General features: G+C 60.1%; 29 protein-coding genes and 1 pseudogene. 15 read left to right on the top strand and 15 right to left on the bottom strand.

Annotation, left to right across the window (positions count from 1 at the left end; all coding sequences use genetic code 11):
* The first annotated feature begins 100 nt into the window (after positions 1 to 100).
* Together DMO26_RS20900 and DMO26_RS20895 are read left to right on the top strand one after the other, a co-directional pair.
* Entirely contained in the window at positions 101 to 1,201 is a 1,101-nt protein-coding gene (locus tag DMO26_RS20900) for a COX15/CtaA family protein (RefSeq protein WP_117194095.1), read from the top strand.
* A 143-nt stretch (positions 1,202 to 1,344) separates the two neighbouring features.
* Positions 1,345 to 1,767: a DoxX family protein gene (locus tag DMO26_RS20895; RefSeq protein ID WP_117194094.1), complete on the top strand. Its 423-nt coding sequence runs from the start codon at positions 1,345 to 1,347 to the stop codon at positions 1,765 to 1,767.
* On the opposite strand, the gene DMO26_RS20890 is transcribed toward DMO26_RS20895, so the two are convergent.
* From DMO26_RS20890 to DMO26_RS20875, 4 genes are all read right to left on the bottom strand, one after another.
* Entirely contained in the window at positions 1,764 to 2,606 is an 843-nt protein-coding gene (locus DMO26_RS20890; RefSeq protein ID WP_117194093.1) for an aminoglycoside phosphotransferase family protein, read from the bottom strand. The two genes, DMO26_RS20895 and DMO26_RS20890, sit on opposite strands and share 4 nt — an antisense overlap.
* Entirely contained in the window at positions 2,606 to 3,541 is a 936-nt protein-coding gene (argC, locus tag DMO26_RS20885) for an N-acetyl-gamma-glutamyl-phosphate reductase (protein WP_117194092.1), read from the bottom strand. Before argC ends, DMO26_RS20890 begins: the two co-directional genes overlap by 1 nt.
* 73 nt (positions 3,542 to 3,614) lie before the next feature.
* Positions 3,615 to 4,577 (bottom strand): agmatinase, encoded by a 963-nt coding sequence (gene speB / locus DMO26_RS20880; protein ID WP_117194091.1) that lies wholly within the window; start codon positions 4,575 to 4,577, stop codon positions 3,615 to 3,617.
* Between the two features lie 83 nt (positions 4,578 to 4,660).
* The gene (locus tag DMO26_RS20875; protein ID WP_117194090.1) at positions 4,661 to 5,452 is read right to left on the bottom strand and encodes a phenylalanine 4-monooxygenase; all 792 of its coding nucleotides are present in this window, start codon (positions 5,450 to 5,452) and stop codon (positions 4,661 to 4,663) included.
* Positions 5,453 to 5,618: 166 nt separating this feature from the next.
* Here DMO26_RS20875 and DMO26_RS20870 point away from each other — a divergent pair, with 166 nt between their 5' ends.
* Entirely contained in the window at positions 5,619 to 6,080 is a 462-nt protein-coding gene (locus tag DMO26_RS20870; RefSeq protein WP_117194089.1) for an Lrp/AsnC family transcriptional regulator, read from the top strand.
* Between the two features lie 67 nt (positions 6,081 to 6,147).
* On the opposite strand, the gene rpsI is transcribed toward DMO26_RS20870, so the two are convergent.
* Positions 6,148 to 6,615, bottom strand: coding sequence for a 30S ribosomal protein S9 (gene rpsI / locus DMO26_RS20865; RefSeq protein WP_117194088.1), 468 nt, complete (start codon positions 6,613 to 6,615; stop codon positions 6,148 to 6,150).
* A gap of 2 nt (positions 6,616 to 6,617) precedes the next feature.
* Entirely contained in the window at positions 6,618 to 7,082 is a 465-nt protein-coding gene (gene rplM, locus DMO26_RS20860) for a 50S ribosomal protein L13 (RefSeq protein WP_117194087.1), read from the bottom strand.
* Between the two features lie 42 nt (positions 7,083 to 7,124).
* On the opposite strand from rplM, the gene DMO26_RS33795 reads away from it, so the two are divergent.
* Positions 7,125 to 7,337, top strand: a complete 213-nt coding sequence (locus DMO26_RS33795) for a hypothetical protein (protein ID WP_162895004.1) — start codon at positions 7,125 to 7,127, stop codon at positions 7,335 to 7,337.
* Here the strand turns inward: DMO26_RS33795 and DMO26_RS20855 are convergent.
* Positions 7,316 to 7,741 carry a PaaI family thioesterase gene (locus DMO26_RS20855; protein WP_117194086.1) on the bottom strand — a complete coding sequence of 142 codons (426 nt, stop codon included), beginning with the start codon at positions 7,739 to 7,741 and terminating at the stop codon, positions 7,316 to 7,318. The genes DMO26_RS33795 and DMO26_RS20855 overlap by 22 nt on opposite strands.
* 607 nt (positions 7,742 to 8,348) lie before the next feature.
* Between DMO26_RS20855 and DMO26_RS20850 the strand changes: the two genes are divergently transcribed.
* The gene (locus DMO26_RS20850) at positions 8,349 to 8,777 is read left to right on the top strand and encodes a CoA-binding protein (RefSeq protein WP_117194085.1); all 429 of its coding nucleotides are present in this window, start codon (positions 8,349 to 8,351) and stop codon (positions 8,775 to 8,777) included.
* A 3-nt stretch (positions 8,778 to 8,780) separates the two neighbouring features.
* Here the strand turns inward: DMO26_RS20850 and DMO26_RS20845 are convergent, their stop codons facing one another.
* Positions 8,781 to 9,206 (bottom strand): DUF6455 family protein, encoded by a 426-nt coding sequence (locus DMO26_RS20845; protein ID WP_117194084.1) that lies wholly within the window; start codon positions 9,204 to 9,206, stop codon positions 8,781 to 8,783.
* Between the two features lie 121 nt (positions 9,207 to 9,327).
* On the opposite strand from DMO26_RS20845, the gene DMO26_RS20840 reads away from it, so the two are divergent.
* The 3 genes from DMO26_RS20840 to DMO26_RS20830 all read left to right on the top strand — a co-directional run bounded on the left by DMO26_RS20840 (position 9,328) and on the right by DMO26_RS20830 (position 12,150).
* The gene (locus tag DMO26_RS20840) at positions 9,328 to 10,611 is read left to right on the top strand and encodes an O-acetylhomoserine aminocarboxypropyltransferase (RefSeq protein ID WP_117194083.1); all 1,284 of its coding nucleotides are present in this window, start codon (positions 9,328 to 9,330) and stop codon (positions 10,609 to 10,611) included.
* A 244-nt stretch (positions 10,612 to 10,855) separates the two neighbouring features.
* Positions 10,856 to 11,155: a M20/M25/M40 family metallo-hydrolase gene (locus tag DMO26_RS33790; RefSeq protein ID WP_162895003.1), complete on the top strand. Its 300-nt coding sequence runs from the start codon at positions 10,856 to 10,858 to the stop codon at positions 11,153 to 11,155.
* An 80-nt stretch (positions 11,156 to 11,235) separates the two neighbouring features.
* A complete protein-coding gene (locus DMO26_RS20830; RefSeq protein WP_117194081.1) occupies positions 11,236 to 12,150 on the top strand; it encodes a hypothetical protein in 915 nt (304 codons plus the stop codon).
* A gap of 120 nt (positions 12,151 to 12,270) precedes the next feature.
* On the opposite strand, the gene DMO26_RS20825 is transcribed toward DMO26_RS20830, so the two are convergent.
* Positions 12,271 to 12,786, bottom strand: coding sequence for a hypothetical protein (locus DMO26_RS20825; RefSeq protein ID WP_117194080.1), 516 nt, complete (start codon positions 12,784 to 12,786; stop codon positions 12,271 to 12,273).
* 210 nt (positions 12,787 to 12,996) lie between these two features.
* Here DMO26_RS20825 and DMO26_RS20820 point away from each other — a divergent pair, with 210 nt between their 5' ends.
* Together DMO26_RS20820 and DMO26_RS20815 are read left to right on the top strand one after the other, a co-directional pair.
* The gene (locus DMO26_RS20820; protein WP_117194079.1) at positions 12,997 to 13,677 is read left to right on the top strand and encodes an HAD family hydrolase; all 681 of its coding nucleotides are present in this window, start codon (positions 12,997 to 12,999) and stop codon (positions 13,675 to 13,677) included.
* 104 nt (positions 13,678 to 13,781) lie between these two features.
* The gene (locus tag DMO26_RS20815; protein ID WP_117194078.1) at positions 13,782 to 14,765 is read left to right on the top strand and encodes a phosphotransferase enzyme family protein; all 984 of its coding nucleotides are present in this window, start codon (positions 13,782 to 13,784) and stop codon (positions 14,763 to 14,765) included.
* A gap of 28 nt (positions 14,766 to 14,793) precedes the next feature.
* Here the strand turns inward: DMO26_RS20815 and DMO26_RS20810 are convergent, their stop codons facing one another.
* Positions 14,794 to 15,879: a DUF7256 domain-containing protein gene (locus DMO26_RS20810; protein WP_117194077.1), complete on the bottom strand. Its 1,086-nt coding sequence runs from the start codon at positions 15,877 to 15,879 to the stop codon at positions 14,794 to 14,796.
* A gap of 155 nt (positions 15,880 to 16,034) precedes the next feature.
* Positions 16,035 to 16,214 (bottom strand): annotated as a pseudogene (locus tag DMO26_RS20805) (flagellin); the annotation flags it as partial.
* Positions 16,215 to 16,371: 157 nt separating this feature from the next.
* On the opposite strand from DMO26_RS20805, the gene DMO26_RS20800 reads away from it, so the two are divergent.
* Entirely contained in the window at positions 16,372 to 16,719 is a 348-nt protein-coding gene (locus DMO26_RS20800; protein WP_117194075.1) for a cupin domain-containing protein, read from the top strand.
* A gap of 100 nt (positions 16,720 to 16,819) precedes the next feature.
* Here DMO26_RS20800 and DMO26_RS20795 read toward each other — a convergent pair whose 3' ends face one another.
* A complete protein-coding gene (locus DMO26_RS20795; protein ID WP_117194255.1) occupies positions 16,820 to 17,290 on the bottom strand; it encodes a MarR family winged helix-turn-helix transcriptional regulator in 471 nt (156 codons plus the stop codon).
* A gap of 152 nt (positions 17,291 to 17,442) precedes the next feature.
* Between DMO26_RS20795 and DMO26_RS20790 the strand changes: the two genes are divergently transcribed.
* Positions 17,443 to 18,252, top strand: coding sequence for an SDR family NAD(P)-dependent oxidoreductase (locus DMO26_RS20790; RefSeq protein WP_117194074.1), 810 nt, complete (start codon positions 17,443 to 17,445; stop codon positions 18,250 to 18,252).
* 200 nt (positions 18,253 to 18,452) lie between these two features.
* On the opposite strand, the gene DMO26_RS20785 is transcribed toward DMO26_RS20790, so the two are convergent.
* A complete protein-coding gene (locus DMO26_RS20785; RefSeq protein WP_117194073.1) occupies positions 18,453 to 19,697 on the bottom strand; it encodes a cytochrome P450 in 1,245 nt (414 codons plus the stop codon).
* A gap of 118 nt (positions 19,698 to 19,815) precedes the next feature.
* On the opposite strand from DMO26_RS20785, the gene DMO26_RS20780 reads away from it, so the two are divergent.
* Positions 19,816 to 20,646 carry a hypothetical protein gene (locus tag DMO26_RS20780; RefSeq protein WP_117194072.1) on the top strand — a complete coding sequence of 277 codons (831 nt, stop codon included), beginning with the start codon at positions 19,816 to 19,818 and terminating at the stop codon, positions 20,644 to 20,646.
* Here DMO26_RS20780 and ggt read toward each other — a convergent pair whose 3' ends face one another.
* Both ggt and DMO26_RS20770 read right to left on the bottom strand, forming a co-directional pair.
* Positions 20,647 to 22,422: a gamma-glutamyltransferase gene (ggt, locus tag DMO26_RS20775; RefSeq protein ID WP_117194071.1), complete on the bottom strand. Its 1,776-nt coding sequence runs from the start codon at positions 22,420 to 22,422 to the stop codon at positions 20,647 to 20,649.
* A 66-nt stretch (positions 22,423 to 22,488) separates the two neighbouring features.
* Positions 22,489 to 23,739: a GGDEF domain-containing protein gene (locus tag DMO26_RS20770; protein WP_117194070.1), complete on the bottom strand. Its 1,251-nt coding sequence runs from the start codon at positions 23,737 to 23,739 to the stop codon at positions 22,489 to 22,491.
* 376 nt (positions 23,740 to 24,115) lie between these two features.
* Between DMO26_RS20770 and clpP the strand changes: the two genes are divergently transcribed.
* Positions 24,116 to 24,748: an ATP-dependent Clp endopeptidase proteolytic subunit ClpP gene (gene clpP / locus DMO26_RS20765; protein WP_117194069.1), complete on the top strand. Its 633-nt coding sequence runs from the start codon at positions 24,116 to 24,118 to the stop codon at positions 24,746 to 24,748.
* 304 nt (positions 24,749 to 25,052) lie between these two features.
* On the top strand, positions 25,053 to 26,330 hold the full coding sequence (gene clpX / locus DMO26_RS20760; RefSeq protein WP_117194068.1) for an ATP-dependent Clp protease ATP-binding subunit ClpX: 1,278 nt from the start codon (positions 25,053 to 25,055) through the stop codon (positions 26,328 to 26,330).
* Positions 26,331 to 26,667: the final 337 nt, after the last annotated feature.

Below are 26,667 nucleotides of genomic sequence, written 5' to 3'. Positions count from 1 at the left end.
GCCGGGGCTTGTTTTGCACGGGTCGATGGGGCAAAGCAACGCGAAATGCTCATAGACGCCGGCCCAGTGGCCATATGCGTCCTTTTGGCGGAGCCTGCCCATGTCCGCGACCGATGCAGTGATCATCGACGTCATCAAACACACCAAGCGCCGCGAGCGCGACCGCAGAGCGGTGCGCATCTGGCTCGGCGTTGTCGTCTTCACGCTCTTCTGTCTGGTGCTGGTCGGCGGCGCCACCCGGCTCACCGATTCAGGCCTGTCGATCACCGAATGGAAGCCGATCCACGGCGTCATTCCGCCGCTTTCGGCCGAGGAATGGCAGGAGGAATTCCAACTCTACCAACGCATCCCGCAATATCAGCAGATCAACAGGGATATGACCGTCGACGAGTTCAAGTCGATCTTTTGGTGGGAATGGGCGCACCGGTTCCTGGCGCGTTCGATCGGCGTGATCTTCGCTCTGCCGCTGATCTTCTTCTGGGCGACGGGCCGCATCGAAAAACGCCTGCGCTGGCCGCTGGTCGGCGTCCTGGCGCTCGGCGGCTTCCAGGGGTTCATCGGCTGGTGGATGGTCTCCTCCGGCCTCACCAAGCTCGTCAGCGTTTCGCAATACCGCCTTGCAACCCATCTCGTCATGGCCTGTTTGATCTTCGCGGCCTGCGTCTGGATCATGCGCGGGCTTTCGCCGCATAGCGACGACATCGCGCCGGAGGGACGGGCAAAGGCGGGCGCTGTGCTGGTCGCCCTATTGTCGCTCTTCCAGATCTATCTCGGCGCATTGGTCGCCGGCCTCGACGCCGGTTTCACCTACAACACCTGGCCGCTGATGGACGGCGCCGTGATCCCGAGCGATCTCTTCCTGCAGCAGCCATGGTGGATCAACCTCTTCGAAAACCCCAAGACCGTGCAGTTCGTGCACCGGATCGGCGCCTATGTCCTGTTCGCCGCGGCGCTCTGGCACATGGCAGTGATGCTGAAACGGGCGCCCGGCAGCACGCATGCGCGCCGCTCGGTTCTGCTCTTCTGCCTGATCCTGCTTCAGGCCGTCCTCGGTATCGCGACGCTCGTATTGCAGGTGCCGCTGCATCTGGCGCTGACCCATCAGGCCGGCGCGCTGGTCGTGCTCGGTTTTGCGATCGCCCACTGGCGCGGCTTCATCGGTGAATATGCACCGGAAACGGCGATCGTCGAACGAAGCTGAGTTTCAGGCGTCCATCTGGAAGGATTGATGTCCGCTCGCCTTTTTTGCGGGAAGAAAAATCACGCATGCTGTCGGCAAAAGCCTGCTTTGTCCGTCCTTGGGGTATCATCAAGCGGCTGCGGCCAGGAAGAGGAGACAGGACAATGGCAAGGACAATCGCAATTCTCGTCGCAAGGCTGATCTTCGGCGGCCTGTTCGTCATGGCGACGACCTTCAAGTTCATCGACATGCAGGCGACCGCGGGTTACATTGCAGGCGCCGGCTTTCCGTTCCCGCTGTTTCTGGCCTGGATGGCCGCGATCTTCGAGGTGGGGCTGGCGGCTGCCTTTCTAACCGGCGCATTCTTCTCGGAAGCGGCCCTGCTTGCCGGCGTCTATGTCGTCTTCCTGGCCTTCGCCTTCCATGGCCCCAGCCACTGGGAAGGCAACCAAGCGGAATTCGGCTTCTTCGTCGACCACTTCACCTTCCTGGCCGGCCTGCTGTTTGCCGCCGTCCACGGGCCAGGAGAAAAGCTCGTGCTCAACCTCGGCGTGAAGCAGCTTTTCGTGCCGGCGCCGATCGCTTAGACTTGGCTCAGGACGTTGTGGACTGCGGCGGCGACGGCAAGTTCGTCGTCGCGATCGCCGATATTGCCGTCTTCCTCATGCCACGAGGCGGAGAGGCAGCCATAGGCGAAGGCGTAGCGCAGGATGGTGCGGACGTCGCGGCCGAGCGTTTCGGCGAAGATCTCCGCCATCGACGCGATCCGCTCCTCGCTGCGAGTAAGGTCGAACCGGTCGAGCGGATTGGAAAACATGTTGGCGACATCGAGCGCCGCATCGCCGATCAGCCCGGCGGGATCGATGATCAGCCAGCCGCGCGGGCCGAGCATGATGTTCTCGTGATGCAGGTCGCCATGCAGCGGCCTGATATCCCGCTGGTCGGCAATCAGCGCCTGTGCCAGGTCGGCGGCTTCCGTGAAGGGGCTGGATACGCCGTACCCGCGCTCTTCTTCCGCCTTCCTGAACAGGCTGGCGAAATAGCAGGGAAGGGGCAGCAGGCTTGCCGGCGGCCGGACATCGCAAGGACGATGATATTCCTTCAGCACCTCGGCGGCGATCCGGGTCGCTTCCATATCACCATGCACGTCCATGTGGTCGCGCAGCGTCACCTTGCCGGCATGCTCCATCAGCAGCATGTTTTGCGAGCGGGCAATCAGGCGAATGCATCCGACGCCATCCCGCCACGTTATGAAATCGGCGCCGCGGAGACTGTCCCCCAGCACCTTTTCTTTCAAAACCTTGACGACATCGACTTCGCCGCCGGCACGCGTCACTTCGAAGACCGTGCCGGCGACCGTATCTGCGATCTGGCTTGCGCTCTCGATCCGCCACTCGGCGGGAAAGAACGGCGTGCTTGCGGTCATCAGGCCGAAAGCATCAGGTCCATGTTCTGGACGGCCGCACCCGAGGCGCCCTTGCCGAGATTGTCGAGCAGGGCCACCAGATTGACATGCGGAGCGCCAGGCGTGCCGAATACGAAGAGCTTCATCGTATCCTGATTGACCAGTTCCTCTGCATCGACGCGCGGCAGAGCCTTGCTTTCCTCGAGCGGCACCACGGTGACGATGTCCTGGCCGGCATAATGCTCGACGAGCACCTGGTGGATGCTGTCCATCGTCGCGCCGTCCTTGAGGTCTTCCAGGAAGAGCGGCACCTGGACGATCATCCCCTGCGCGAAGCGGCCGACCGACGGCGAGAAGATCGGCGCACGGTCAAGCTGGCCGTGGATCTTCATCTCCGGCACATGCTTGTGCTTGAGGTTCAGGCCGTAGAGGAAATTGTTGGCGCTGATCGCGTCGTCGCGGGACTGGTCTTCCATCTGGCCGATCAACTGCTTGCCGCCGCCCGTGTAACCCGAAACCGCATTGACCGAGACCGGATAGCCGTCCGGCAGGATGCCGGCGGCACGCAACGGCCGAATGAGAGCGATCGCACCGGTCGGATAGCAGCCCGGATTGGCGACATGCCGCGCGGACTTGATCTTGTCGGCCTGCGCCTTGTCCATCTCGGCAAAGCCATATGCCCAGGAAGGATCGATCCGGAAGGCTGTCGAAGTGTCGATCACCCGCACCTTGTTGTTGCCGGCGAGCATTGCCACGGCTTCCCGCGAGGCATCGTCCGGCAGGCAGAGGATGGCGATATCGGCGCTGTTCAAGAGGTCTTCCCGCATGGCGGCGTTGCGCCGTTCGGCTTCCGGGATCGACAGCAGCTCGACATCTCGGCGGCCGGCCATGCGGGTGCGGATCTGCAGTCCCGTGGTGCCGTGTTCGCCGTCGATGAAGATTTTCGGAGCTGCCATTGTCTTTGTCCTGTAAGATCAGTGCCTTGGGTTGATTGCTGGATTCAGTTTACCAGCCGATTGAATCAGAAAATTAACGCGCGGTTGACCCTTGGGCCAATCGTTCCGCATGGAGGCCGAGCATATACATTGCAACGGTCGCCCCCGCAATGGCGGTTATATCGGCATGATCGTAAGCCGGCGCAACCTCGACGACGTCGGCGCCGCGGACATCGAGGCCTCCGAGCTTGCGCAGGACCGAGAGGATCTTGGCACTCGACGGGCCGCCCGCCACCGGCGTGCCGGTGCCGGGCGCGAAAGCCGGATCGAGGCAATCGATATCGAAGGTGAGATAGGCGGGACGGCCGCCGGTGTGGTCGAGGATCAACCCGGCGATCTCGGCCGCGGTCATTTCCTCGACCTGATGGCCGTAGAGGAGGCGGAGCCCGAAGTCCTCGGGAGCGTGGGTGCGAATGCCAACCTGGATCGAGTGCGCCGGGTCGATGAGGCCGGCACGCACCGCCCGTGCCACGAAGGACCCATGGTCGATGCGGCCGTCGTCGTCCAGCCAGGTATCCTGATGGGCGTCGAACTGCACCAGCGCCATCGGCCCGTGCCTGGCGGCATGCGCCTTGAGCAGCGGCCAGGTGACGTAGTGGTCGCCGCCGAGGGTGAGCAGGAAGGCACCGCTCGCAAGGATCTTCGCAGCCTCTTCTTCGATCGTTCCCGGCGTTTTCTGGTGGTTGCCGTAGTCGAGCAGGCAGTCGCCGTAATCTATGACGGCCATCTGCGCGAAGAGATCGCGATCGAAGGGGTATTGCGGATCGTTGTCGAAAATCGCCGAGGCGCGGCGGATCGCCTGCGGCCCGAACCGCGCGCCCGGCCGGTTGGAGGTCGCGGCATCGAAGGGAATGCCCCAGACAACGGTATCGACGCCCGTCAGATCCTTTGTGAAGCGGCGGCGCATGAAGGACAGCACGCCGGCGAAGGTCGGATCTGACGCCGCCGAGGTCAGGCTCGTTGCAGTGAAGGCATGGTCGATCGACTTGTTTGCCATGGCGTCCCTCCGTCATCGGGTGGCGGGACGTTGGACAATAAGTCCCGGCAACGCAAGCCCGGACGAAGCAGATTTTCACCCGCTCAGGAAGCCTTGGCTTCGAACATCGGCGGAAAATCCCCAAGCGCCTTGGCTTGCCTGATGCGGGCGCCGATATCCTCCTCGATGATCGATTCTAGCTGCGCAAAGCTGTCGATGACGTAGTAGATCGGCTGGACGATATCGATGCGGTAGGGTGTCCTGAGCACCGTCATCAGGTCGAAGGGCCGGAATTCGCATGCCGTGCCCTCCATTGCAGCCCGTGTTTCGTTGGGGGAGGAGACGATGCCGGCACCGAAACAGCGGCGTCCCTGCGGCGTTTCGATAAGACCGAATTCGACGGTGAACCAGAAGATCCGAAACAGGTGCCAGGAATATTCTTTGCCGAGCCCAACGGCTTTTTCGCCGAAGCGGCGAACGAAATTGGCATAACTCCGGTTGGTCAGCAGCGGGCAGTGGCCGAAGACCTCGTGGAAGATATCCGGCTCCTCGATATAGTCGATATGCTCGCGGCGGCGGATGAACGTCGCCAGTGGAAACTTGCCCTGCGACAGCAGTTCGTAAAACCGCGATGGCGGAATGAGAGCGGGCACGCCCTCCACGCCGAAACCGGTCGTCTCATTGAGGCGTCGATCGACATCGCGAAGCTGAGGAACCTTGTCCGGTTTCAGCCCGAGTACGTTGACCCCGTCCAGATATTCCCGGCAGGCCTTGTCGGCCAAAAGCGTCATCTGGCGCCGGTAGAGCTCGCTCCAGATCCCGTCTTCTTCGCTCGTATAGCGATAGACGCCGTCTTCGTCCGGCAGGGCGGCCGTATAGGTACTTTGCTTGCTCATGAGCGACCTCCCGTTTGATGACTTCCGTTCCTTGATGGAATGAACCGGGGGGCTCCAGCCGCCGGCTGTCAGATCACCATCATATCTCGGAAAATGCGGGTAATCATTTCAGCTTCGCCGGATTGAGGTTAAATAATGGGAGAATATTCCGGGAGGAGGGCTCGTCATGAAAGAAAATCTGCAGGCCGCTCGTAAGCTTTTGCAACTCGTGCAGACGGGGGATGTCGCGTCCCTCGCCGAATTGGCGGAGAAGGCCGGCATGTCGCAAAGCACCGCCTGGCGCAAGATCCAGGAACTGGAGGCCGAAGGCGTCATCCGAAAACGGGTGGCGCTTCTTGATCCGGCAAAACTCGACCTCAAGCTCTGCATCGTCGCGCATGTGACGCTGGAAGATCACCACGAGGAGGCGATCGAGGCCTTTGCCACGGTCGTGCGTGACCGGCCAGAGATCATGGAATGTTACGCGCTGTCCGGAACCTTCGATTACATGCTGAAGATCAGGGCACGCGATGTCGAGGCCTATGAAGCCTTCATGACCCGCCACCTGATGCGCAATCCACATGTGCGCAACGTGGTGTCCAGCTTCGTCCTACGCGAACTGAAATCGACCACCGAACTGCCGATATGAGCAACACCGGCAAACGAAAAGGCGGAGCCGAAACCCCGCCTTCTGAAATCCGAATATCCCGAAGCGATTAACGCTTGGAGAACTGGAAGGAGCGGCGGGCCTTGGCCTTGCCATACTTCTTACGCTCGACGACGCGGCTGTCGCGGGTCAGGAAGCCACCCTTCTTGAGGACCGAGCGCAGGCCCGGCTCGAAATAGGTCAGCGCCTTGGAAAGGCCGTGGCGCACGGCGCCGGCCTGACCGGAGAGGCCACCGCCGGCGACGGTCGCGACGATGTCGAATTGGCCGGAACGGGCAGCGGCGACGATCGGCTGCTGCAGGATCATTTGCAGGACCGGGCGGGCGAAGTAGGCCGAGAAGTCACGGCCGTTGACCGTGATCTTGCCGGTGCCGGCCTTGACCCAAACGCGGGCGACGGCGTTCTTGCGCTTGCCGGTCGCGTAGGAGCGGCCGAGGGTATCGACCTTGCGGACATGAACCGGGGCAGCGGCTTCCGAAGCCGGCGCGAGGTCCTTCAGGGAGGAAAGATCGGCCATGATCAGGCGCTCCTTACGTTCTTCTTGTTCAACGAAGCCACGTCGAGAGCGACCGGCTGCTGTGCTTCATGGGGATGGTTGGAACCGGCGTAGACGCGCAGGTTCTTCATCTGGCGACGGCCGAGCGGGCCGCGGGGGATCATGCGCTCAACGGCCTTCTCGATGACGCGCTCCGGGAAGCGGCCTTCGATGATCTGGCGCGCGGTGCGCTCCTTGATGCCACCCGGATAGCCGGTGTGCCAGTAATAGACTTTGTCGGAATATTTCTTGCCGGTGAAGGCGACCTTTTCCGCGTTGATGACGATGACGTTGTCGCCATCATCGACGTGGGGGGTGTAGGTGGCCTTGTGCTTGCCGCGCAGACGGTTGGCAACGATGGTGGCGAGGCGACCGACAACGAGGCCTTCGGCATCGATGATCACCCACTTCTTCTCCACCTCGGCGGGCTTCTGAACGAAGGTTGACATGGTTCTCTTCTTTCATCTGGACCCTGGACAACCGAAGACCGGATGCAAGGGCGTTTCTTGTTGCTTGAATTGCCGGACATGACCGACAAAAGAATGCCGGCCAGGGAAAGCCCGCAATCTGCGGCGGCTTATACCGGCAGCGGTGAGACGGGTCAAGGCAACGACTTTGTCGCGCCGAAAAATAGATCAAGCAAATTCAATTGCTTAGTTATGTGGTTTTATAATACCACAATTTATCGCGGCGGAATCGAATAGGTCGCGGTCGCCTGCGCCGCCGGCCCTTCCGCATTTTCCTGCATCAGCAGGATATCGATCACCGCAAGCCGCTTACCGAGTTTTAATATCCTGCACTCGCAGGAGAGGGGTGCGAGTTTCGGCTTGCGCAGGAAGTTGATGTTGAGGCTGGTGGTTACCGCCAGTGCGACCGGGCCGACATGCGCGAGGATCACCGCATAAGCCGCGACATCCGCGAGCATCACCATCGACGGACCGGAGATCGTGTTGCCGGGTCGCAGATGCCGCTCGTTCGGCGCAAAGCGCATGGTCAGCCGGCCGGGGCCGATATCCGTGACGACCAGCATACGTCCATCGGCATGAATCTGCGGAAACTCGCGGTCGAGGAAGTCATGAATATCCCCGATCGTCATGATGGGCTGCATGGCCTGCCTTTCGAGGGCTCGCACGGTTACTCCTTGTTAGCCGATCGATGCGCCGGATTGCCACTGTTTTCATCCCGTATCCTCGTCGGGTTTCATCAAGTGAAACCTTGTATACAACCTGTGATCTCAGCGACGCTGCGGTTCTCAGGCTTGTCATAAATCGCCGAATATCATCTCCATTCCAGGAGAAAAGGCGGGTTGATCAAAAATTGCCTGCCATACTCGACTTTTATGACGTACATGCGTCTGAGGCATACCGAAAACGGACAAAACGGCCCTTCTGCAAGTTATGATGGATCACGAATAGTAGTTCGAGCTAATTCAACTATAAGATGATCCTAATATGCGCTGTACGGAAGTGGAAAATTGCGGGAACATTCGCGGAACAAGTTTCACGCGCCGATAGACCCAAACTGTAGCGGTTGTGACTTTTTCTGTTCGAGCAGGCGTCCAACCTCTGGCCGAACGGATATTTCGCAACCTGTTCGGGTCGAGAGTGAGGGCTGCCGGATTTTTTCACTGCCCGCAATGCTTTTTGCCGAATGCCAACTTACATAGGTTTGCAGGACGTGGTGCAAGCGCCGCGTCACAACGGGAGCCCGTCGTCATGAACCATGATCGCTACGACAATGCATACATCGCCGAAATTTTGACGTCAGTGAAGACCATTGCGCTTCTTGGCGCTTCGCCGAATGCCGACCGGCCGAGCAACCGCGTCATGGGCTTCCTGCTCTCCAAGGGATATCAGGTGTTTCCGGTCAATCCGGGGCAGGCGGGCAAGCAGATCCTGGGGCAGACCGTCTATGCGACCCTTGCGGATGTGCCGCAGCCGGTCGACATGGTCGATGTTTTTCGAGCGGCCGAATATCTTTCTGGCGTCGTCGAGGAGGCGATTGCGCTCGAAACGCGGCCCAAGGTGATCTGGGGGCAGCTGAGTGTCCGCGACGACGAGGCGGCCGCGAAGGCGGAAGCCGCCGGCATCAAGGTCGTCATGGACCGCTGCCCCGCGATCGAATATCCGCGGCTGGTCGCCTGACGACTATTCCGACCGCAATTCCGGCCGTGCCCGCATGTCGAGAAGCAGGTCGGCATTGCCGCAATATTCGGGAAAGTCGGTTTTGGCCATCCCATTGGCAAGCTCCCGCCGACAGCGGGATTTTTCCCGGCAATGGGCGCAGGTGACGTGCATCTCGCGAAATTCGGCCGGCTCCGCGAGCTTGGCTTCCGCCGCGTCGATGCCGAGCAGCTTCATCAGCTTGAGCATCTCGTCGGCGGCATGCGGACCTTTGCGGATGAGGTCGCGCAGTTCCTGTTCGGACAAGGCGCAATCCTGGGCGAGAAGCTTGACGGTCTCGTCGTCGAGGCTGGCCAGAAGCTTGGCTTCGCCGAGGGCTTCCCACGCCGTGGTACACCAGCGCTTCAGCCTGTCGGTGAGATTTTCAGGGGTGGCGACCATGTTGTCCATCGGAAAACTCCTCTCTATTTCAAGGAGGTTAGGCTTCGCGAAACGATATGCCTTGATCCCGATCAATCGCCGGGGTCTGTTACGGCGTCATAAGCTTTGCCATTTCAAGTGGAGGGAATATATGCCGACGATCAATCCGGGATTTTCGACGCTGGCGGTCCATGCGGGCGCGCAGCCCGATCCGACGACCGGTGCGCGGGCGACGCCGATCTACCAGACGACGTCTTTCGTCTTCAACGATGCGGATCATGCCGCAGCACTTTTCGGGCTGCAGCAGTTCGGCAACATCTATACCCGCATCATGAACCCCACCCAGGCGGTGCTGGAAGAACGGGTTGCCGCGCTCGAAGGCGGTACGGCGGCGCTCGCCGTCGCCTCCGGCCATGCGGCGCAGATGCTGACCTTTCATACGATCATGCGCCCGGGTGATAATTTCGTCGCCGCCCGCCAGCTCTACGGCGGTTCGATCAACCAGTTCGGTAATGCCTTCAAGAGCTTCGACTGGCAGGTACGCTGGGCCGATACCAGCGATCCCGTAAGCTTCGAATCTCAGATCGACGGGCGCACCCGCGCCATCTTCATCGAGAGCCTCGCCAACCCCGGCGGCACGTTCGTGGATATCGCCGCGATTGCCGAGATCGCCCAACGGCGCGGCATTCCGCTAATCGTCGACAATACGATGGCGAGCCCCTATCTCGTGCGGCCGCTGGAGCACGGTGCCGATATCGTCATTCATTCGCTGACGAAATTTTTAGGCGGCCACGGCAATTCGATGGGCGGCGTCATCGTCGACGGCGGCACGTTCGACTGGTCGAAATCCGGCAATTACCCGATGCTGTCGGAGCCGCGCCCGGAATATGCGGGCGTCGTCCTGCACCAGACCTTCGGCAATTTCGCGTTTGCGATCGCCGCACGCGTGCTGGGCTTGCGCGATCTCGGCCCTGCGATTTCGCCATTCAACGCTTTCATGATCCTGACCGGCATCGAGACGCTGCCGCTCAGGATGCAGCGCCATTGCGACAATGCGCTTGCCGCCGCGGGATGGCTGAAGAAGCATCCGAAGATCGGCTGGGTCAGTTATGCCGGTCTGGACGACGACCCGAACCACGCCCTGCAGCAGCGTTATTCTCCCAAAGGTGCCGGTGCGGTCTTCACCTTCGGCGTGAAGGGCGGTTACGAGGCCGGCAAGGCTCTCGTTGAAGGGCTGCAGCTTTTCTCGCATCTGGCCAATATCGGCGATACCCGCTCGCTGGTCATTCATCCCGCATCGACCACGCATCGGCAGTTGACCAAGGAACAGCAGATTGCCGCCGGCGCAGGTCCCGACGTCGTCCGGCTATCAATCGGCATCGAGGATCCCGCCGATATCATCGCCGACCTCGACCAGGCTCTCTCCAAGATCTGATGCTTCCTGCCGCCAACATCCTCATTGCCCTGCCAACGATCGTCGCTCGGAATGTCCATCTGTTAGAGAGCGGCGTAATCTCGTTCAGGTCGTTCCAAGGAGGACAGCCGGGAGGTATCTTCGTTCGGTCGAGCGAGACGCGCGGGCCCGCTGGTTCGCGCCCGAGGTGCGGGATACCATACCGCGGCGCATCATCGGCATAGCGGACGGAATTGCGTCATCCTACGGAGCAATCGCGACGGTCGTGTTCAGGGGTTTGTTTCCCGTAGTCGTCAACCATCCAGCCGAAACGGCGCTGGCAGTGGAAGTCGCCCGTGCCGTCATGGGGTTCAATGCCGTTGATCTCGACCATCCGCAGCTCATCGGCTCCGAGGATTTCGCGTTCATGCTGGAACAACGGCCAGGCAACATCGCGCTCCTTGGCAATGGCACCATGGCCGGTCCGCATGATCCCGCCTATGACTTCAACGATGCCGCGATACTATCCGGTGCCACATACTGGATGCGACTGGTCAAGGCAGCAATGCCCATCCCGACACATTGAATTTCTCACGCCAGGCGGGCGAGTTTGTCCAGCAGATCTTATCGTAATATGGGATGCGACGTCTTGGTGAAAGGATGAGGATGGATCATTTCGATATACTCGGTCGCAGCATCGCCGACCCTGTGGTCGTGTCGTACCTAGCCGATCACGAAAAGCTGGACTCTGTTGATTTTCATAAAAATTCGGAAATTGGATTCTTCGGCGGTTTCGACAGCGGTTTTGGTCTCACGGTCGAAAGCCTTCTCTCATACGAGACTCATTTCGAGGGGGTACGATCAAGAAACCTGCCGGACGATGAGGAAATGATTGTTACCAGGCTGTCCTTTACCGGTCCGGACGCGATCAGGTCGGTGCAACGCCCCTACCAGGCAACACTGCCATTCGGTCTGGTGTTCGGAGACAGCAGCGACGTCGTTTCAGTAAAGCTGGGGGCGGGTCCGTTTCGGGAGGGCAAGAGTAGCTCGCTGCCGGAATATTCAACAGAACGCTTCGTTCACTCACATGCTGTCGGGGATATGGTTGTTATCGCTAAATATGACGCGGATTTGCGGGTCGTGGCAGTTTACCTAATGCAGGCCGAACGGGGGCCTCTCCAGGCCAAGCGAGGAAAGCGATTCCCGCTCAAACATAAGATCGGGCCCGGTAATGGGAGCAAGGTTGAAGCATTGCGAAACCAGATTCCGACCTCTCGCTGGCGAGAAGCCATGGCCGAGGGTGACGAGCTTTTCAACGAGGCAGATATAGCCAAGGCTGAAATGGGACTGAATACCTTTGTCGATAAAGTGAAGGAGGCCACGGGAAAAGCAGACGCGCAGGCCATTCGGACGGCAGTCAGGGACGTTATTCTGTTGATCAACGAGATCAACGGCACAAGCGGGATGATCGAAACGCTGGAGCGCGACGAGCTCGGCGTCTTCATCGACACGGTGGTAAAGGCGGCGGGTTTCACCCTCCGGGATGATGAAGATATCACTGCGGAATGGCGGGAGTGGTAGGGAACTTAATTGGGCCGATGCGGACGAAGTACCTCGGCAGCTGCTCGCCACCGCCCTCCGGGAAGGACCGCTTTCGGTGGTGAACCGTAACCGTTTCTGAAGAAGGTTTAACATCGGTCCTTAAGGACAGCCAGTAGAGGCCGCACTCTGCGCCTCAAGATAGGCTTCAGCCCAGGGTTCAGAGCTCAAGTCGCAGTAATCTTCGAACTCATAGGTAACCGGGACCTGCATCGGACGAAACAACATGAAGCTTGCCCGCGCGGCGGTGGGAGTTTTTTGCCACGCCACCGACCTCAGGGCGACGCCGTCATGAAGATAAAGGTGGTAGTCTTCGGTGGTGAAGGCATGAAAATGGGAACGATCCAGGCGAAGAGTGAGCAGAGTCGGTCCTGCCCGTAGCAGATGCAATGTTTGCCCGGCGAAGACGCGATCAATAACGGCGTCTGAAAAAGCGTCCTCGTCATGCAGAACGACCGTGCCGCTCTCATCCACCACCAGCCATTGGCATCCGTTGCATATAAGCTTCGCGCGGCCGCCTATGTCTGGGATCGTCAAATGGAAGATACTGCCGTGGATATAGGTGGCGTGAGAAGCACGAGGTTTAGCGATTTGCAGCAATTCGGTCTCAAAGCGCATCTTTGAACTCGTCCACCCTTTGCCGGAGCTCAATTGGGGTTGGTGTAGCACACGCGCAGTGCAAAATCAGGGGATATCGAAGACTGGAACTGGTGAGCCATCAGTGACGCTATGTCGGGCACTTCAGGGAGATCCCGCTGTTTGGCATATATCCATAGCCGCTCCGCGGAGAAGTGGGCCTGAGGGGTCGATTGCATCGGCGAACAGATCATGGAACGACTTGTCTCAGGAGAGATATACGCGAGGGTAGCGGGATTGAGATCGGTTCTTTTTGATGTCGATGGCGTTCTTGTTCATGGCTACACGGGGCAGGTGGAGCGTCGTCGGCGCTGGGACGAACACCTGCTCGCCGACCTCGGGATCGATCCTTCGGCTTTCCGTGATCTCTTCATCAAACAGGTATTCGAGAAAGAGGTTCTTACGGGAGGAAAGGCGCTAATCTCAGCTCTTGAGGAAATCCTTCCGCAATTGGGCTTTCATGGCTCGCCCTTTATCGTAGCCAGCTACTGGCTGAACCGCGACAGTCATCTTAACCTGCAATTGCTGGATGTCGTCCGTCACCTTCGGCGAACAGGACATGCCCGTTTCTATGTTGCGACCAATCAAGAGCACATGCGCGCGTTCCACCTTTGGAATAGGCATGGCTTCGAGAATCTATTCGATGACATGCTCCATGCCGCTCGGCTTGGCGAGTTGAAACCCAGCCGGGGGTTCTTCGAGGGAGCAGCGAGGATACTCGGCCCACAAGACGAGCCGCCTCTTTTCTTCGACGACTCAGAAGCGGTTGTCGCGGCTGCCAATGAGTTCGGATGGGAGGGAGTTCTCTTCAATGATCTCGAAGACTGCACTGCTCATCCCTGGATTTCGGCAATATTGTCGCGCCGAATCTGAACGGCGACATCGCCAGGACCGCATTCATCCACGCACTGTCATTGCGGCTGTCAAAGAATAATCTATTCTGCCGCCTTCCCGAAGCCTCTGAAGAGACGCCTGCGATGCTGGACTTCGATCCGCTATATTCTACCCCGCAGACTGAAGCGATCGAACGGTTCATACAGGAACAGTATGCAATCGCAGCGCCGGTTCATTGCCGATTGCTTCATCGTGGTCTGAACGACGTCTATCTCACCACCGACAGCAACGGCGAGCGTTACGTATTCCGACTTTCCCACGTCCGAGCCCGCGGTCGAGCGGATGTCGAAACCGAGACAGCTTTCCTCGATTATCTGTCGCAGGCCAAAGTGCCTGTCGCAGCTCCCATCCCGACGCATGATGGTACGCTCTACACCAAAGGACGCGCTCCAGAAGGGGTGCGTGAAGGCGTGCTTTTCCAGGCCATCGCTGGCCGGGAGCCTAATGGGATGGATGCTGGCGATGCTCGAGCAAACGGGAAGACCTTGGCTCTGATGCACAATGCAGCCGAGACATTTCCGTCTGGTGGAGCACAATATCGACTTGACCTCGAACACTTGCTGCACCGGCCGCTCGGCCGGATACGCGATAGCGGAATTGTAGAAGACGCCAAAGTCCTAAGCGACCTTGAAGAGATCGCCTCGCGCACCGCCAACGCGATCGAAGCGTTCGGCAGCCTGACGTGGACGTTCTGTCACGGAGACTGTCATGGTTTCAATGCCAGGATCACTGACGCGGGTGACGCGGTTTTCTTCGATTTCGACGACGGCGGCCCGGGATACCTCGCGTATGACTTGGCTGTATTCCTGTGGGCGAAAGTGTCCTTCGGCCGAGCGCTGACGTCGATGTGGGACGCGTTCATCGAGGGATATCGAGCGGTGCGGCCGATTGCCGCCTACGATTTCGAGGCAGCACAGCGTTTTGTGATTGTCCGCCACTTCTGGCTGATGGGGGAGTACGCCAGCCGATCGCAAGAGTGGGGTAGCAATGCAGTCGGCTGGATCGCTCGGGAGGCGACTTTTCTCAAGACCTGGGAGACAGAGCGATTTGCCGGCCGTCTATTCTGAAGTCGATTGCACTAGGTTTCGACGAGGCTCACTCGAACGCAGGCGGGGTGGGTTCCGTGGCAGACATCCAGTGGACCCAGACGCGGACCCCGCGATCCTTCAGCGTCTCGAAGATACGTCTGGTCGGCGTGCCGGCAGTCGTGACCTCATTGTAAATCTCGTCGTTGAGGACCCTCACTTCTTTTAGGGCGGGCAAGTCGAGCAGAGCCTCGGTATGGCTCATCCCGGTGCTGAGGTTCAGGGATTCCACTTTGCGGAACGGCAGAAAGGTGCGCATGTCGACCTCTCCGATCATCGATATCGCGGAAAAGCTCCTGAGGTTCGGGCACAACTCGATCCCCGACAGGTCCTTGACGTCGAAGACGTCGTCTTCGCCATCCCAGAAATACCAAGCGTATTCGTAGACCGTCCCGCCGCCGTCGAACTCAATTTCCTCCACTGTGGCGAGAAGCTCGTCGGTCAGCGGGTATCTCTCCAGATAGTCCCGGGCCTCCGAGATGATCTCGTATCCTTCGTCCTCGAGATTGACCGCTCGACCGAGGACATACGTGGCCAGCTGTTCAGGTGAGCCGAGATCGATCTGCTTCGCATCGAGAAGCGAAGACAAGACGACGAGCTTGAGGTTGGGGTCCGCGAAAGGCGCACCAGCAATGCCCGCGGCCGCCGGGTAGGGTGGTTCCGTCGGTTCGGGATATTCGGCCTCAGGGTTGGAAAAGACGATTTCGTTGACGGTATCGAGGGTGAGGCGGACACGCAAAGTGTAGCCTTGGGGAAACCGCCGCTCGCCCATACGCACGCCTCGCATCATGGGTAGGTCGTCGCCGATATCGAGAGATGGCATGGCGGCGCGCACCTGCTCGATCTTCATTCCCATTGCGATCCCGCTGACGGGGTGCGGGAAGCGATGATTGTAGTTGAGCATGCCGATCAAGCCGTCCCGATTGATCCATACAACGACCCCATGGCTGTTTTCGAGCAGGTCGATCTTGCCGCCTTTATGTGGGGCAGGTGGCTTCCAGACTGAACCCGTTGCCGCCTCGACTGCCGCCATCGGCATGCCGGGCCTCAGGGCCGCGAGGGCCGCGACATCCACGTTGCCGTTCAACGCCGCCATAACTCGCCCTCCATGAATGCCTGCAAGCGCGACTGCGGCCACGCTCACCAGAAATTCCCGTTTCCGTATCAAAACGTCAGCCATTCCCTGTGTCGTCGCCCACGTTAAAGCCGCCATGCGACAAATATACTGGCCCAACCGACTTTCAATGATTCCTAGCGGAACAACTGCATGATGTTCTGGGCGTCCGAATTTTCTATCCGGAGCGACTGTATCGCCAGTTGTTGTTGCGTATGCAGGGCTTTTAGCCTCGTCGAGGCATCGTTCATATCCGCATCGACGAAGCGGCCTATCCCGCTATCCAGGGAGGCGCTCAGTTTCGAGACGAAATCGGAGGTCGATCCGCTTGGAGATGCTACCGAACTTCGCCGTGTCAGGACGTACGTTTATGTAGATCTTAGCTGAGACATTTGGCAAAGTCTGGTGTATTTTTCAATGAAATCAATCCTATGAATAGCCGATGTTGTTGGCGAACCGCATCTGAGGCATGAGATGGTATTCTGGCTGACATTCGATCTTTCCTCCGTGGAGCCGGAAGAGGGCACGCCGGCGCCTGACCGGCTCATCTCCGGCAATCCGAGATTCCGCACCTGGAATTTCGAAGAGGCCGGGGACGGGCTCTATGCCGGGGTCTGGGAAGCGACGCCTGGAAAGTGGCGGATCGTCTATGACGAATGGGAATACTTCCACATCCTCTCCGGCCATTCGATCGTCACGGAGGAAGGCGGCGCGGCCGTCCATCTGAAGGCGGGCGACAGCATGATCCTGAGGCCGGGTTTCAAAGGAACCTGGGAAGTGGTTGAAGCGACCCGCAAGAATTATGTGATCCGAATTCCATAGTGTCGATGTTGATGGTTGGACTGACCTGGGCGGTCGATGGCATGACGGAAAAACGGCGTCGAAGCTCGGCGACCGACATTAGCCCGCCTTTTTTCCCCGCTTACCCGGCGGTGAACCTCTCCGCAAACTCCGGCGAGGAGATGAATGCGAGCATCCGGCGCAGTTCCTCCGATTTTTCCTTGCCGAATGCCGCGTCGAACCGGCTTTGAGCAGCCTGCCAGCGCGACGTGAGCTCCCGCTGGATTGCCTCGCCGGCCTCGGTCAGGCGTACCCGTTTGACGCGCCGGTCCTTTTCGTCCGGTACCAGTTCCACAAACCCGTCGCGCAGCAGCGGCTTCAGAGTGTGGCCGAGCGCGGAAAGATCCATCACCATCGCCTCCGCGAGGTTCTTGAGCGTTGGCTCCCCTGAGCGCCAGATCTGCGAAAGAAGCGAGAACTGGGTGCCCTTGAGGCCCGTGTCGCCCATCGCGTCGTCATAAAGTCGGCCGAGTTGCCGCGCGGCGCGGCGCACCGCGCTGTTGCTGCAATAAAGCCAGATGCCGTCTTCCGGTTCCTGTGTCGCGTCTGCCATATCCGTCCCGTCCTTGCGGGGCAAGAATGCCCGGTTTTGTCGGGCTATGCCACCATTCAGAAAAATTTCCAAACCCCTCTTGCGGCTCCGATCGATCGTCTTCATTTATTTAGTTGCATATGCCAGTATTTTAAACCTAGGAGACGGACTTCATGACACGAACCTCGAAACTGGGAACCGCGCTCGTAACCGGCGCATCCTCCGGCATCGGCGCGACCTATGCGGAAAAACTCGCCGCCCGTGGCTATGACCTCATCGTTGTCGCCCGCGATGCGGATCGCCTGAAGGCGCTTGCGGAGCGGTTGACGCAGAGTCATGGCGTAAGGGCAGAGGTGCTGCGCGCCGACCTGACGCAGCGTACCGACGTGGCCGTCGTCGACCGGCGCCTGCGCCAGGACGGGTCGATCACGCTGTTCGTCAACAATGCCGGTATCGGTCCGAAAGGTCCGTTGCTGAAGACCGACACGGACTATCTTGATCAGATGGTCGATCTCAACGTCACCGCCGCCAACCGCCTTGCGGTTGCTGCCGCGCAGGCTTTCGTCGGTCGCGGGGAGGGTGGCATCATCAACACAGCCTCGGTGGTCGCACTCTGGCCCCAGGCCTTCAGCGGAACCTACAGCGCCAGCAAGGCCTTCCTGCTGACGCTGACGGAATCGCTGGCCGCCGAACTTGCCGGAACGGGCGTGCGTATTCAAGCGGTGCTGCCCGGCCTGACCCGCACGGAGATATTCGACCGCGTCGGAGGCTCTTTCGACAGCATGGACCCGAACATGGTCATGGACGCGGGTGATCTGGTGGACGCGGCCCTTTCAGGCTTCGACCAGGGCGAGTTGATCACCATCCCCTCGCTCGGCGACAGGTCGCTCTATCGCACTTTTGAAACCGCGCGCGATGACCTGCGCCCGCATCTCTCGCTCAGCAAGCCGGCGGCTCGCTACTTCAATGCCGTAAATGCATGATTGCGACATAAGGGACATAAAGGATTGTGCAACTACGATAGCGCGCCGTAGTTGCACATTACCCTTCTGTATTTTTCGATATTGGCGAGACGCTTTGATTCAATTTCACTAAGTCGCCAGATGGCGTATTTGCGCCATCTCTTCGCAAATCTTCCAGGCGCTGACGTGAAACGGACCGAAGATTATATGGCGGATCACGTTCACCAGGCCAGATCCAGCCGCTCCAATCCGTGAAAATGATAGACGTCCTTCACCACCGGCTTGTCCGCGATCCGCATCTCCGGCAGCCGCCTGAACAGGATCGGCAGCACGGTGTTGAGCTCCAGCCTCGCAAGCGGCGCGCCGATGCAGAAATGGATGCCGGCGCCGAAGGAGAGGTTCGGGGCTTCCTGACGCTCAGGCTTGAAAGTCAGCGGATCGGTGAATTTTTTCGGGTCGAGATTGGCGGCGGCAAGGATCAGGCTCACCTTGTCGCCGCGCCTGAACTGGAGCCCGTCGATCTCGACGTCCTCCAGCGCCCAGCGCTGGAAGATATGCACCGGCGCACAGATGCGCAGGGTTTCCTCGACCGTCCGTTCGGTCGCCGCCTCGTCGCGGAAAAGTTCGGTGGCCGGTAGCCCGCTCTCGAGAATCATCCGCACCGAATTGCCGATCTGATGCACGGTCGCTTCGTGGCCGGCGTTCAGCAATACGATGGTCGTTGAGACCAGCTCGTCGTCGGTGAGGTGCTGGCCCTTGTGTTCGGTATGGATCATGTGGGTCAAGAGATCCTCGCGCGGATTGCGGCGGCGTTCCGCGATCAGGCCCTTCACGTAATCGGCAAATTCCTTCGCCGCCCGATCTGCCGCGAACTCGTCCGCCTCCGTCCGCTTGAACATGTACATGCCGACATAGGCATGCGACCAGGCAAGAAGCTGCGGCCCCATCTCGTCCGGAATACCGATCATCCTTGCGATCATCGTCACGGGGATGATGTCGGCGAAGGAGGAGAGGAGTTCCGTCTGCCCGTCCTTCTCGAAACCATCGATCAGCTTCTCCGCAAGCGCCGCGATTTCGGGCCTCAGTCTTTCGATATGGCGGGAGACGAAGGCGCGGTTGACGAGGGTGCGAAGGCGGCTGTGCTCGGGCGGTTCGAGTTCCAGCAGGGAATAGCGCTCGGCGAGGTCGAAATTTTCGAGATGCGGGGCAGGATCAGGCAGGCCGAGTTCCTCGCGGCTGGCGATATGCAGGATCTGCCGGCCGAAACGCCGGTCGCGCAACAGGCCGTTCACATGGTCGTAGCCGGCGAAGAACCACTGCCGTTGCTCCTCCCAGTAAAAGATCGGACAATGCTCGTGCAGGAGTGCATAGACGCGGTTGGGGTCGCCATAGAAGGCGGGGTCGCGGCCATCCAGCGAGACATGACGGGTTTCGGGATCGATTTGGAGGAAGTCGGGCAGGATCATGCGAAGAGCCTAACGGATTTCTCGCCAGCCGGAAAGCGTCTGCGATTGACGCAATTCTGGATTGCGGTCATGCTGTCCGGCAATAAGGATCCGCAGGCAGGGCAGGGAGGGAATGTCGATGGACCTGTCGTCGCGCGAATACAAGCTCATGTTGCATGCGCGAGAGTTTGAGGGCGATGAAACCGCCTGCCGCTCCGCCGTCTCACGTTTCTGGAAAGAGGTGGGCGGAGTTCTGCAAGGCGTTGATGTCGATCCGCGCGGCAAGCTCGATGTCCTGAAAGCCGGTAAGCAACGTGATGTCTTCTTTCTGGATACCGCCGATCTCGGCCTTTACCGCGGCTCCGACCTGGTTTTCCGCATGCGCCGGCCGCTCGGCTCCCGCAAGGATTGGAAGGCGACCCTCAAGTTTCGCCATGGCGACCGCCTGCTCGCCGGTGCGCAGGACTTCGACCTGAAGAAGAAGAGCGATGAAGAGCCGAAATTCGAGGAGGATGTGAAGCTGGTGCCGCCGGCCGAGACGCCTCGGTTCTGGGCGCTCTTCAGCCGTTCGGTGGAGGCGGAATTCGATGAGCGGCGGATGCCGGCCGATGTCGGCGCCTGCCTCGCGCCCTATACGGACATCCGCCGGCCGTCGCTGCCGCCCCTCGACACGCCGGTTCGGACTGTCGCCGGCCTGAATATCGTGGAACATGTCTTCGAGGACGGTTGGATCGGGTTGTCTGAGGATGTCGAAGCGGAATGCGCCCTGATCCTCTGGTGGAGGCAAGCTGCCCTCGATGAACCGATCGCCGCCGAATTCAGCTTCCGTTTTCCGCTCGACGACGGAAAGGCGGACCTGGACGTCGTTCGCACGGCCTGGACGGTGATGACGGCGCTCGTCGCGTCGTCGTTCGCCGATCCAGCAGGACCGACCAAGACGGCTTTGGTCTACGGCGCGGCGGAAGTCTGATCATTCGCCGACGGCGATACCCTCGCGGCGCGGATCGGCGCTGCCGGCCAGGCCGTTGGCGGTGATCTCGATCGCATGCAGGCCGGAATTCATCTCGCCGGCCTTCACCTCGTAGCCGAGTGCCTTCAGCGGTTCTGCGAATTTTTCCGCCTCCGTACCGGCTTCGATCTCGTATTGGCCGAAGCGGTTGATGAAATGCGGCTGGGCGACGATCTGCTCCACCGGCATGTCCCAGTCGATATAGGCGATCAGCGCCTGAGCGACATAACCGATGATCTGGCTGCCGCCCGGCGAGCCGATGGCGAGCAGCGGCTTGCCGTCCTTCATCACGATGGTCGGCGTCATCGAGGAGCGTGGCCGTTTGCCGGGCTCGACCCGGTTGGCGACGGGCAGGCTGCCGTCATGTGTCTTGAAGGAGAAGTCGGTCAGCTCGTTGTTGAGCAGGAAACCGTTGGTCATCAGCCGCGAGCCGAAGCCGCCCTCGATCGTCGTCGTCATCGAGACGACATTACCCTGCTTGTCGACGATGACGAAATGGCTGGTGGAGGGGATCTCGATCGAAGCGTCCCGGCCGAACAGCAGGGCATGGTCCCATTCCGGCTCGCCGGCTTTCACCTGGTCGGCGGCAAGTGCCTTGTCGCCGTCCAGAAGTGCCGCGCGCTTGCTGAGATAGTCCTTCTTGAGCAGCCCCTTGATCGGCGCCGGCTGGAAATCGGTATCGGCGAGGTAGCGTTCGCGGTCGGCGAAGGCGAGCCGCTGCGCGTCGCCGATGATCCGCCAGCTCTGGATATTTTGGGGGCCGAAGCCCTTCACATCGAAATTCTCGATCAGGCCGAGCATCTGGCCGACGGCCACCGCGCCGGAGGAGGGAGGTCCCATGCCGCAGACATCGAGCGCCCGGTAGCTGAAACAGACGGGCTCCCGTTCCTTGACACGGTAGGTGGCGAGATCGGCCGTCGAAAGAACACCGGGATTGCCCGCCGCTTCCCGTACGGTCTTGACGATCGCATCGGCGATCGGACCCTTGTAGAAGGCGTCGGCGCCACCCTCGGCGATCGTCTTCAGTGTTTCGGCATAGAGCGGGTTCTTGAGGACGGCGCCCGCCTTCAGCGGCGCGCCGGCATCGTCGTAGAAATAGCCGCGCGGTCCTTGGTATTTCTTCAGCCTGTCGCCTTCGCCCGCAATCAGCGAGGCGAGGCGGGGAGAGACCTGGAAGCCGTCCGAGGCGAGTTTGACGGCCGGTTCGAAAAGGCTCGCCCAATCCGACTTTCCGTAACGCTTGTGGACGTCGAAGAGCAGCCGCACGGTTCCCGGCGTGCCGACCGACCGTCCGCCGATAACCGCGTCCATAAATTTCAGCGGCTGGCCCTGCGCGTCGAGGAAGAGTTTCGGCGTTGCCTCCATCGGGGCCGTTTCGCGGCCGTCGAACGTGGTGAGTTTCTTCGAGGTCGCGTCGTAATAAACGAGGAAGGAGCCGCCGCCGAGGCCGGAGCTCTGCGGCTCGACCAGGCCGAGGACGGTCTGCACCGCCACCATGGCGTCGACCGCATTGCCGCCCTTGGCGATCACGTCGCGGCCGGCCTCCGCCGCCAGCGGATTGGCGGCGGCGACCATGAAGTCTTTCGCCTCGACGCGCTTTGCGGCCGCAAAGCCGGTGGCCCGCTCCGGCGCGACCGTGTCGGATGCCTGCTGGGCAAACGCGGTGCCTGCCAGTGGTGGGCCGCCCGCACATAGGATCAGGGACAGAAGAATGCCCGTAAAACCTCTCGTCCGCATGGCGCACCTCCACAGTTCGTCGCTGCGATTAATGTGGGCTTCGGCAAGAGGAGGGCAAGATCGAATTCACTGCTTGCCGAGTGACGCCAGCCGCTTGAGGGCAGCCACCTGGTGATTGGCGCGGATATCGGCCGGCGCCTCCTCCTGGCCCTGCCGGTCGACGGCCGGAACGATGGAGGCTTCGCCGCCGGTATCGATCGCGGTGCGATCGCGGCCGCTCTCCTTGGCGGTGTAAAGTGCGCGGTCGGCGGCAGTCAGCAGAAGATCGAGATCGGATGCTTCGACAATCGCCAGCGCGATGCCCGCACTGACCGTCACCTTGATCCGGTGCTCGCCGGCCGTGACGGTCTGGCGCTTGAGGGTCAGGCGAATCGCTTCCGCGATGCTTGCGGCCTCCACCATGTCCGCGACGCGCAGGATCGAGGCGAACTCCTCGCCCCCCATGCGGCCGAAATGTCCCCGTCCGCGCAGCGACGTCTGGCCGATCTGCGAAAATGCGACAAGGACCGCATCTCCCGCCTGGTGGCCGCAACGGTCGTTGATCTGCTTGAAGCTGTCCAGGTCGAAGTGCAGGAGCGCGATCACCGGCTTTTCAGGGTTCTCTATGTCCCGCAGCTTGTGAAATTCGTCGATCAGGCCGCGGCGGTTGAGAACGCCCGTCAGCGGATCGGTGATGGCGAGAGCCTTGAGCTTCTGTTCCGAACGCTCCGTGAGGAGCTTGCCGCCGGACATGATGCCGGCGATGAAGCAGACGGCTGCCGGGAAGAACAGCCATCCCGAATTGGGAGAAGAGCTGAAGGATGTCGCCCCGTTGATGACGGCCGCGACCGCGACGATGCCGCTGGAGACGAGCTGGATGCCGATGAAGCTCGCGAGAACCTGCCTTGTTCGCCGGGAGGCGCCGCAGTCCTGGAGAAGCAGCCCGATCATGATGGCATAACCGACGGCGCCGGCGCCGTTGGCAAGCACGACCCGAAACGCAAAGTTCTCACGGATCGGCGTCAGGAACATGCCGGCGACCCAGATCAGCGCCGGAATTGCGACATAGGCGTCGACCGGCTTGTGGTCGAACTGCAGCAGTCCGGCGATCCACAGGCCGACACCGGCAAGGATCATCGTATTGGCGATCTCGATCGAGATGAAATCGGGGATATCGCCGCGCAGGGCGACGAGGGCGACCCCGATGCCGTGCATCGCAAAGCCGCTGCCCCAGGTCAGATAGAAATTGTCCCGTTCGTAAAACCACCGCGACCAGAGCAGCACGGCAAGCGTCAGCGCCTCCGCCGCCCAGATCATCAGGCCCGTCAAGATATCCACTCGAAACTCCAGCACTTAATGTCGAGCCGGAGCCAATATGGCACGCAGTCTTTAAGACGAGGTTGCCGGAATATCGAGAAACCTGCGGGTTTACGCAGCGGAAGCAGGGCGATGCACGCCCCTGTTCACGACCGCTTTACCCTGATCGGCCAAAAACCTGTGCCCCGTCGCAAAACGATCCGCAGCAGGCTGCCATCCCGGCAGAAATCGTATTAGCGGTCAGCCTCGCGCATTCCCCGGCGATTAAGGATATCGGATGCTCCGTCTTGAAGTGCCGGGCGTTGACACTCTATGTAGGGGATGACCCATTCTATTTGATTCCGGAGCGGTTCTCTGCCTTCGCCCGGGATCAAGAATCGCTTGACAAAGGACGGACATGAGAAATCCAGTTGATACCGCAATGGCCTTGGTGCCGATGGTCGTCGAACAGACCAATCGCGGTGAGCGCTCCTACGACATCTATTCGCGGCTTCTCAAGGAGCGGATCATCTTCCTGACCGGTCCGGTGGAGGACCACATGGCGTCGCTTGTCTGCGCCCAGCTTCTCTTCCTGGAGGCCGAGAATCCGAAGAAGGAAATCGCCCTCTACATTAATTCGCCCGGCGGCGTCGTGACCGCCGGCATGGCGATCTACGACACGATGCAGTTTATCAGGCCCGCAGTTTCGACGCTGTGCATCGGCCAGGCTGCGTCCATGGGCTCGCTTCTGCTTTGCGCCGGCGAAAAGGGTATGCGTTTCGCCACCCCGAATTCGCGCATCATGGTGCATCAGCCCTCGGGCGGCTTCCAGGGGCAGGCTTCCGACATCGAGCGCCATGCTCGTGACATATTGAAGATGAAAAGGCGTTTGAACGAGGTCTACGTGAAGCATACCGGCCGCACGTACGAGGAAGTTGAAAAGACCCTTGATCGTGACCACTTCATGACGGCCGACGAGGCCCAGGATTGGGGCGTCATCGACAAGATCCTGACCTCGCGTCAGGAACTCGAAGGCGGCACCGGAGATTGAGTTTGATGGCGAAGACCTGTGCGTCTCACCCCGATTTGACCACAAAGGGGTTTCAAGTCGCACGGAAAGCGCTATTAGTACTTATTAATGCTGTGTTGAAGTTTTGTGACATGGCATTCGTTATTAAGGGTTTCGTTGCCGCCGATTCGCATAATGTGGTTGGGAATCGGTAGAGTACCTTTAGGGCAAGGCAGGCGCGCAAGGCTCCCCCATCCTTTTTGTCGGAGGGGCGCGCGTGTCGGCAGGCGGTGAAGCGGACCGTGTCCGTTTTGATGAGCGCGCGGAGTGCTGGAAGGAAAGTGATATGAGCAAAGTCAGCGGCAGCAACGGCGGCGACTCCAAGAATACCCTGTATTGCTCTTTCTGCGGAAAGAGCCAGCACGAAGTCCGGAAGCTGATCGCCGGACCGACCGTATTCATCTGCGATGAATGTGTCGAACTGTGCATGGACATCATCCGCGAAGAGAACAAGACGTCGATGGTCAAGTCCCGCGATGGCGTTCCGACGCCTCAGGACATCATCAAGGTTCTTGACGAATACGTCATCGGTCAGAAACAGGCCAAGCGCATTCTGTCGGTCGCGGTGCATAACCACTACAAGCGCCTGGCGCACGCCTCCAAGGGCGGCGACGTCGAGCTTGCGAAGTCGAACATCATGCTGGTCGGCCCGACCGGCTGCGGCAAGACCTATCTCGCCCAGACGCTCGCCCGCATCATCGACGTTCCGTTCACCATGGCCGATGCGACGACGCTCACCGAAGCCGGTTATGTCGGCGAGGACGTCGAAAACATCATCTTGAAGCTCCTGCAGGCTGCGGACTACAACGTCGAGCGTGCCCAGCGCGGCATCGTCTATATCGACGAAGTGGACAAGATCTCCCGCAAGTCCGACAATCCCTCGATAACCCGCGACGTATCGGGTGAGGGCGTGCAGCAGGCGCTTTTGAAGATCATGGAAGGCACGGTTGCCTCGGTTCCGCCGCAGGGCGGGCGCAAGCATCCGCAGCAGGAATTCCTGCAGGTCGACACGACGAACATCCTGTTCATCTGCGGCGGCGCCTTTGCCGGCCTCGACAAGATCATCTCCGCTCGCGGCGAAAAGACCTCGATCGGCTTTGCCGCTGCGGTCAAATCGCCGGATGATCGCCGCGTCGGCGAAGTTCTGCGCGAACTGGAGCCGGAAGACCTGGTCAAGTTCGGCCTCATCCCGGAATTCATCGGCCGTCTGCCGGTCTTGGCGACGCTGGAAGACCTCGACGAGGATGCGTTGATCCAGATCCTGTCCGAACCGAAGAACGCACTGATCAAGCAGTATCAGCGCCTCTTCGAGATGGAGGACGTCGATCTGACCTTCCACGAGGACGCGTTGCGCGAAATCGCCAAGCGGGCGATCATCCGCAAGACCGGCGCCCGTGGCCTGCGCTCGATCATGGAAAAGATCCTGCTCGACACCATGTTCGAGCTGCCGACGCTGGAAGGCGTCAGGGAAGTGGTCATTTCGGACGATGTCGTGCGCGGAAATGCCCGGCCGCTCTACATCTATGCCGATCGGCAGGACGAAAAGGCCAACGTTTCGGCCTGATCCGACAATCCTGAACGCCAGCGTGAAGAGGCCCCGTTCGGGCCTCTTTTTCGTTCGGCGATAGGGTCTTGCTTTTTTGACTATTCCACCATTTTTGCATCGTGAAGAATTGCAACTTATTCAGCTTGCATTAGAAACTGTGCGGGATGATGATCGTTATTCCAGCTGCTTCGCCAGCTTGGTTGCAGGCCATGAATGCCGGTGATCGCGTTCCGTGTCCTTGGCGTTCCGTGTAATCGTAAGGCGTGCAAGCCCTGTCAAACCACTGTCACAAAGCTGATAGACAGCGGCGTCGCAAGGCTTGAAATCAATTTTCGAAAACTCCACCTTGGGCGGG

This window comes from Rhizobium terrae, assembly GCF_003425685.1.
GTDB classification, from domain to species: domain Bacteria; phylum Pseudomonadota; class Alphaproteobacteria; order Rhizobiales; family Rhizobiaceae; genus Neorhizobium; species Neorhizobium terrae.
This window is presented reverse-complemented; position numbering and strand designations above follow the sequence as displayed.

Excerpts from the sequence above, each read along its gene's own strand:
- DMO26_RS20900 (WP_117194095.1), top strand. The coding sequence starts at position 101 with ATGTCCGCGACCGATGCAGTGATCATCGACGTCATCAAACACACCAAG.
- DMO26_RS20895 (WP_117194094.1), top strand. The coding sequence starts at position 1,345 with ATGGCAAGGACAATCGCAATTCTCGTCGCAAGGCTGATCTTCGGCGGC.
- DMO26_RS20890 (WP_117194093.1), bottom strand. The coding sequence starts at position 2,606 with ATGACCGCAAGCACGCCGTTCTTTCCCGCCGAGTGGCGGATCGAGAGC.
- argC (WP_117194092.1), bottom strand. The coding sequence starts at position 3,541 with ATGGCAGCTCCGAAAATCTTCATCGACGGCGAACACGGCACCACGGGA.
- speB (WP_117194091.1), bottom strand. The coding sequence starts at position 4,577 with ATGGCAAACAAGTCGATCGACCATGCCTTCACTGCAACGAGCCTGACC.
- DMO26_RS20875 (WP_117194090.1), bottom strand. The coding sequence starts at position 5,452 with ATGAGCAAGCAAAGTACCTATACGGCCGCCCTGCCGGACGAAGACGGC.
- DMO26_RS20870 (WP_117194089.1), top strand. The coding sequence starts at position 5,619 with ATGAAAGAAAATCTGCAGGCCGCTCGTAAGCTTTTGCAACTCGTGCAG.
- rpsI (WP_117194088.1), bottom strand. The coding sequence starts at position 6,615 with ATGGCCGATCTTTCCTCCCTGAAGGACCTCGCGCCGGCTTCGGAAGCC.
- rplM (WP_117194087.1), bottom strand. The coding sequence starts at position 7,082 with ATGTCAACCTTCGTTCAGAAGCCCGCCGAGGTGGAGAAGAAGTGGGTG.
- DMO26_RS33795 (WP_162895004.1), top strand. The coding sequence starts at position 7,125 with ATGCAAGGGCGTTTCTTGTTGCTTGAATTGCCGGACATGACCGACAAA.
- DMO26_RS20855 (WP_117194086.1), bottom strand. The coding sequence starts at position 7,741 with ATGCAGCCCATCATGACGATCGGGGATATTCATGACTTCCTCGACCGC.
- DMO26_RS20850 (WP_117194085.1), top strand. The coding sequence starts at position 8,349 with ATGAACCATGATCGCTACGACAATGCATACATCGCCGAAATTTTGACG.
- DMO26_RS20845 (WP_117194084.1), bottom strand. The coding sequence starts at position 9,206 with ATGGACAACATGGTCGCCACCCCTGAAAATCTCACCGACAGGCTGAAG.
- DMO26_RS20840 (WP_117194083.1), top strand. The coding sequence starts at position 9,328 with ATGCCGACGATCAATCCGGGATTTTCGACGCTGGCGGTCCATGCGGGC.
- DMO26_RS20830 (WP_117194081.1), top strand. The coding sequence starts at position 11,236 with ATGGATCATTTCGATATACTCGGTCGCAGCATCGCCGACCCTGTGGTC.
- DMO26_RS20825 (WP_117194080.1), bottom strand. The coding sequence starts at position 12,786 with ATGCGCTTTGAGACCGAATTGCTGCAAATCGCTAAACCTCGTGCTTCT.
- DMO26_RS20820 (WP_117194079.1), top strand. The coding sequence starts at position 12,997 with ATGGAACGACTTGTCTCAGGAGAGATATACGCGAGGGTAGCGGGATTG.
- DMO26_RS20815 (WP_117194078.1), top strand. The coding sequence starts at position 13,782 with ATGCTGGACTTCGATCCGCTATATTCTACCCCGCAGACTGAAGCGATC.
- DMO26_RS20810 (WP_117194077.1), bottom strand. The coding sequence starts at position 15,879 with ATGGCGGCGTTGAACGGCAACGTGGATGTCGCGGCCCTCGCGGCCCTG.
- DMO26_RS20800 (WP_117194075.1), top strand. The coding sequence starts at position 16,372 with ATGGTATTCTGGCTGACATTCGATCTTTCCTCCGTGGAGCCGGAAGAG.
- DMO26_RS20795 (WP_117194255.1), bottom strand. The coding sequence starts at position 17,290 with ATGGCAGACGCGACACAGGAACCGGAAGACGGCATCTGGCTTTATTGC.
- DMO26_RS20790 (WP_117194074.1), top strand. The coding sequence starts at position 17,443 with ATGACACGAACCTCGAAACTGGGAACCGCGCTCGTAACCGGCGCATCC.
- DMO26_RS20785 (WP_117194073.1), bottom strand. The coding sequence starts at position 19,697 with ATGATCCTGCCCGACTTCCTCCAAATCGATCCCGAAACCCGTCATGTC.
- DMO26_RS20780 (WP_117194072.1), top strand. The coding sequence starts at position 19,816 with ATGGACCTGTCGTCGCGCGAATACAAGCTCATGTTGCATGCGCGAGAG.
- ggt (WP_117194071.1), bottom strand. The coding sequence starts at position 22,422 with ATGCGGACGAGAGGTTTTACGGGCATTCTTCTGTCCCTGATCCTATGT.
- clpP (WP_117194069.1), top strand. The coding sequence starts at position 24,116 with ATGAGAAATCCAGTTGATACCGCAATGGCCTTGGTGCCGATGGTCGTC.
- clpX (WP_117194068.1), top strand. The coding sequence starts at position 25,053 with ATGAGCAAAGTCAGCGGCAGCAACGGCGGCGACTCCAAGAATACCCTG.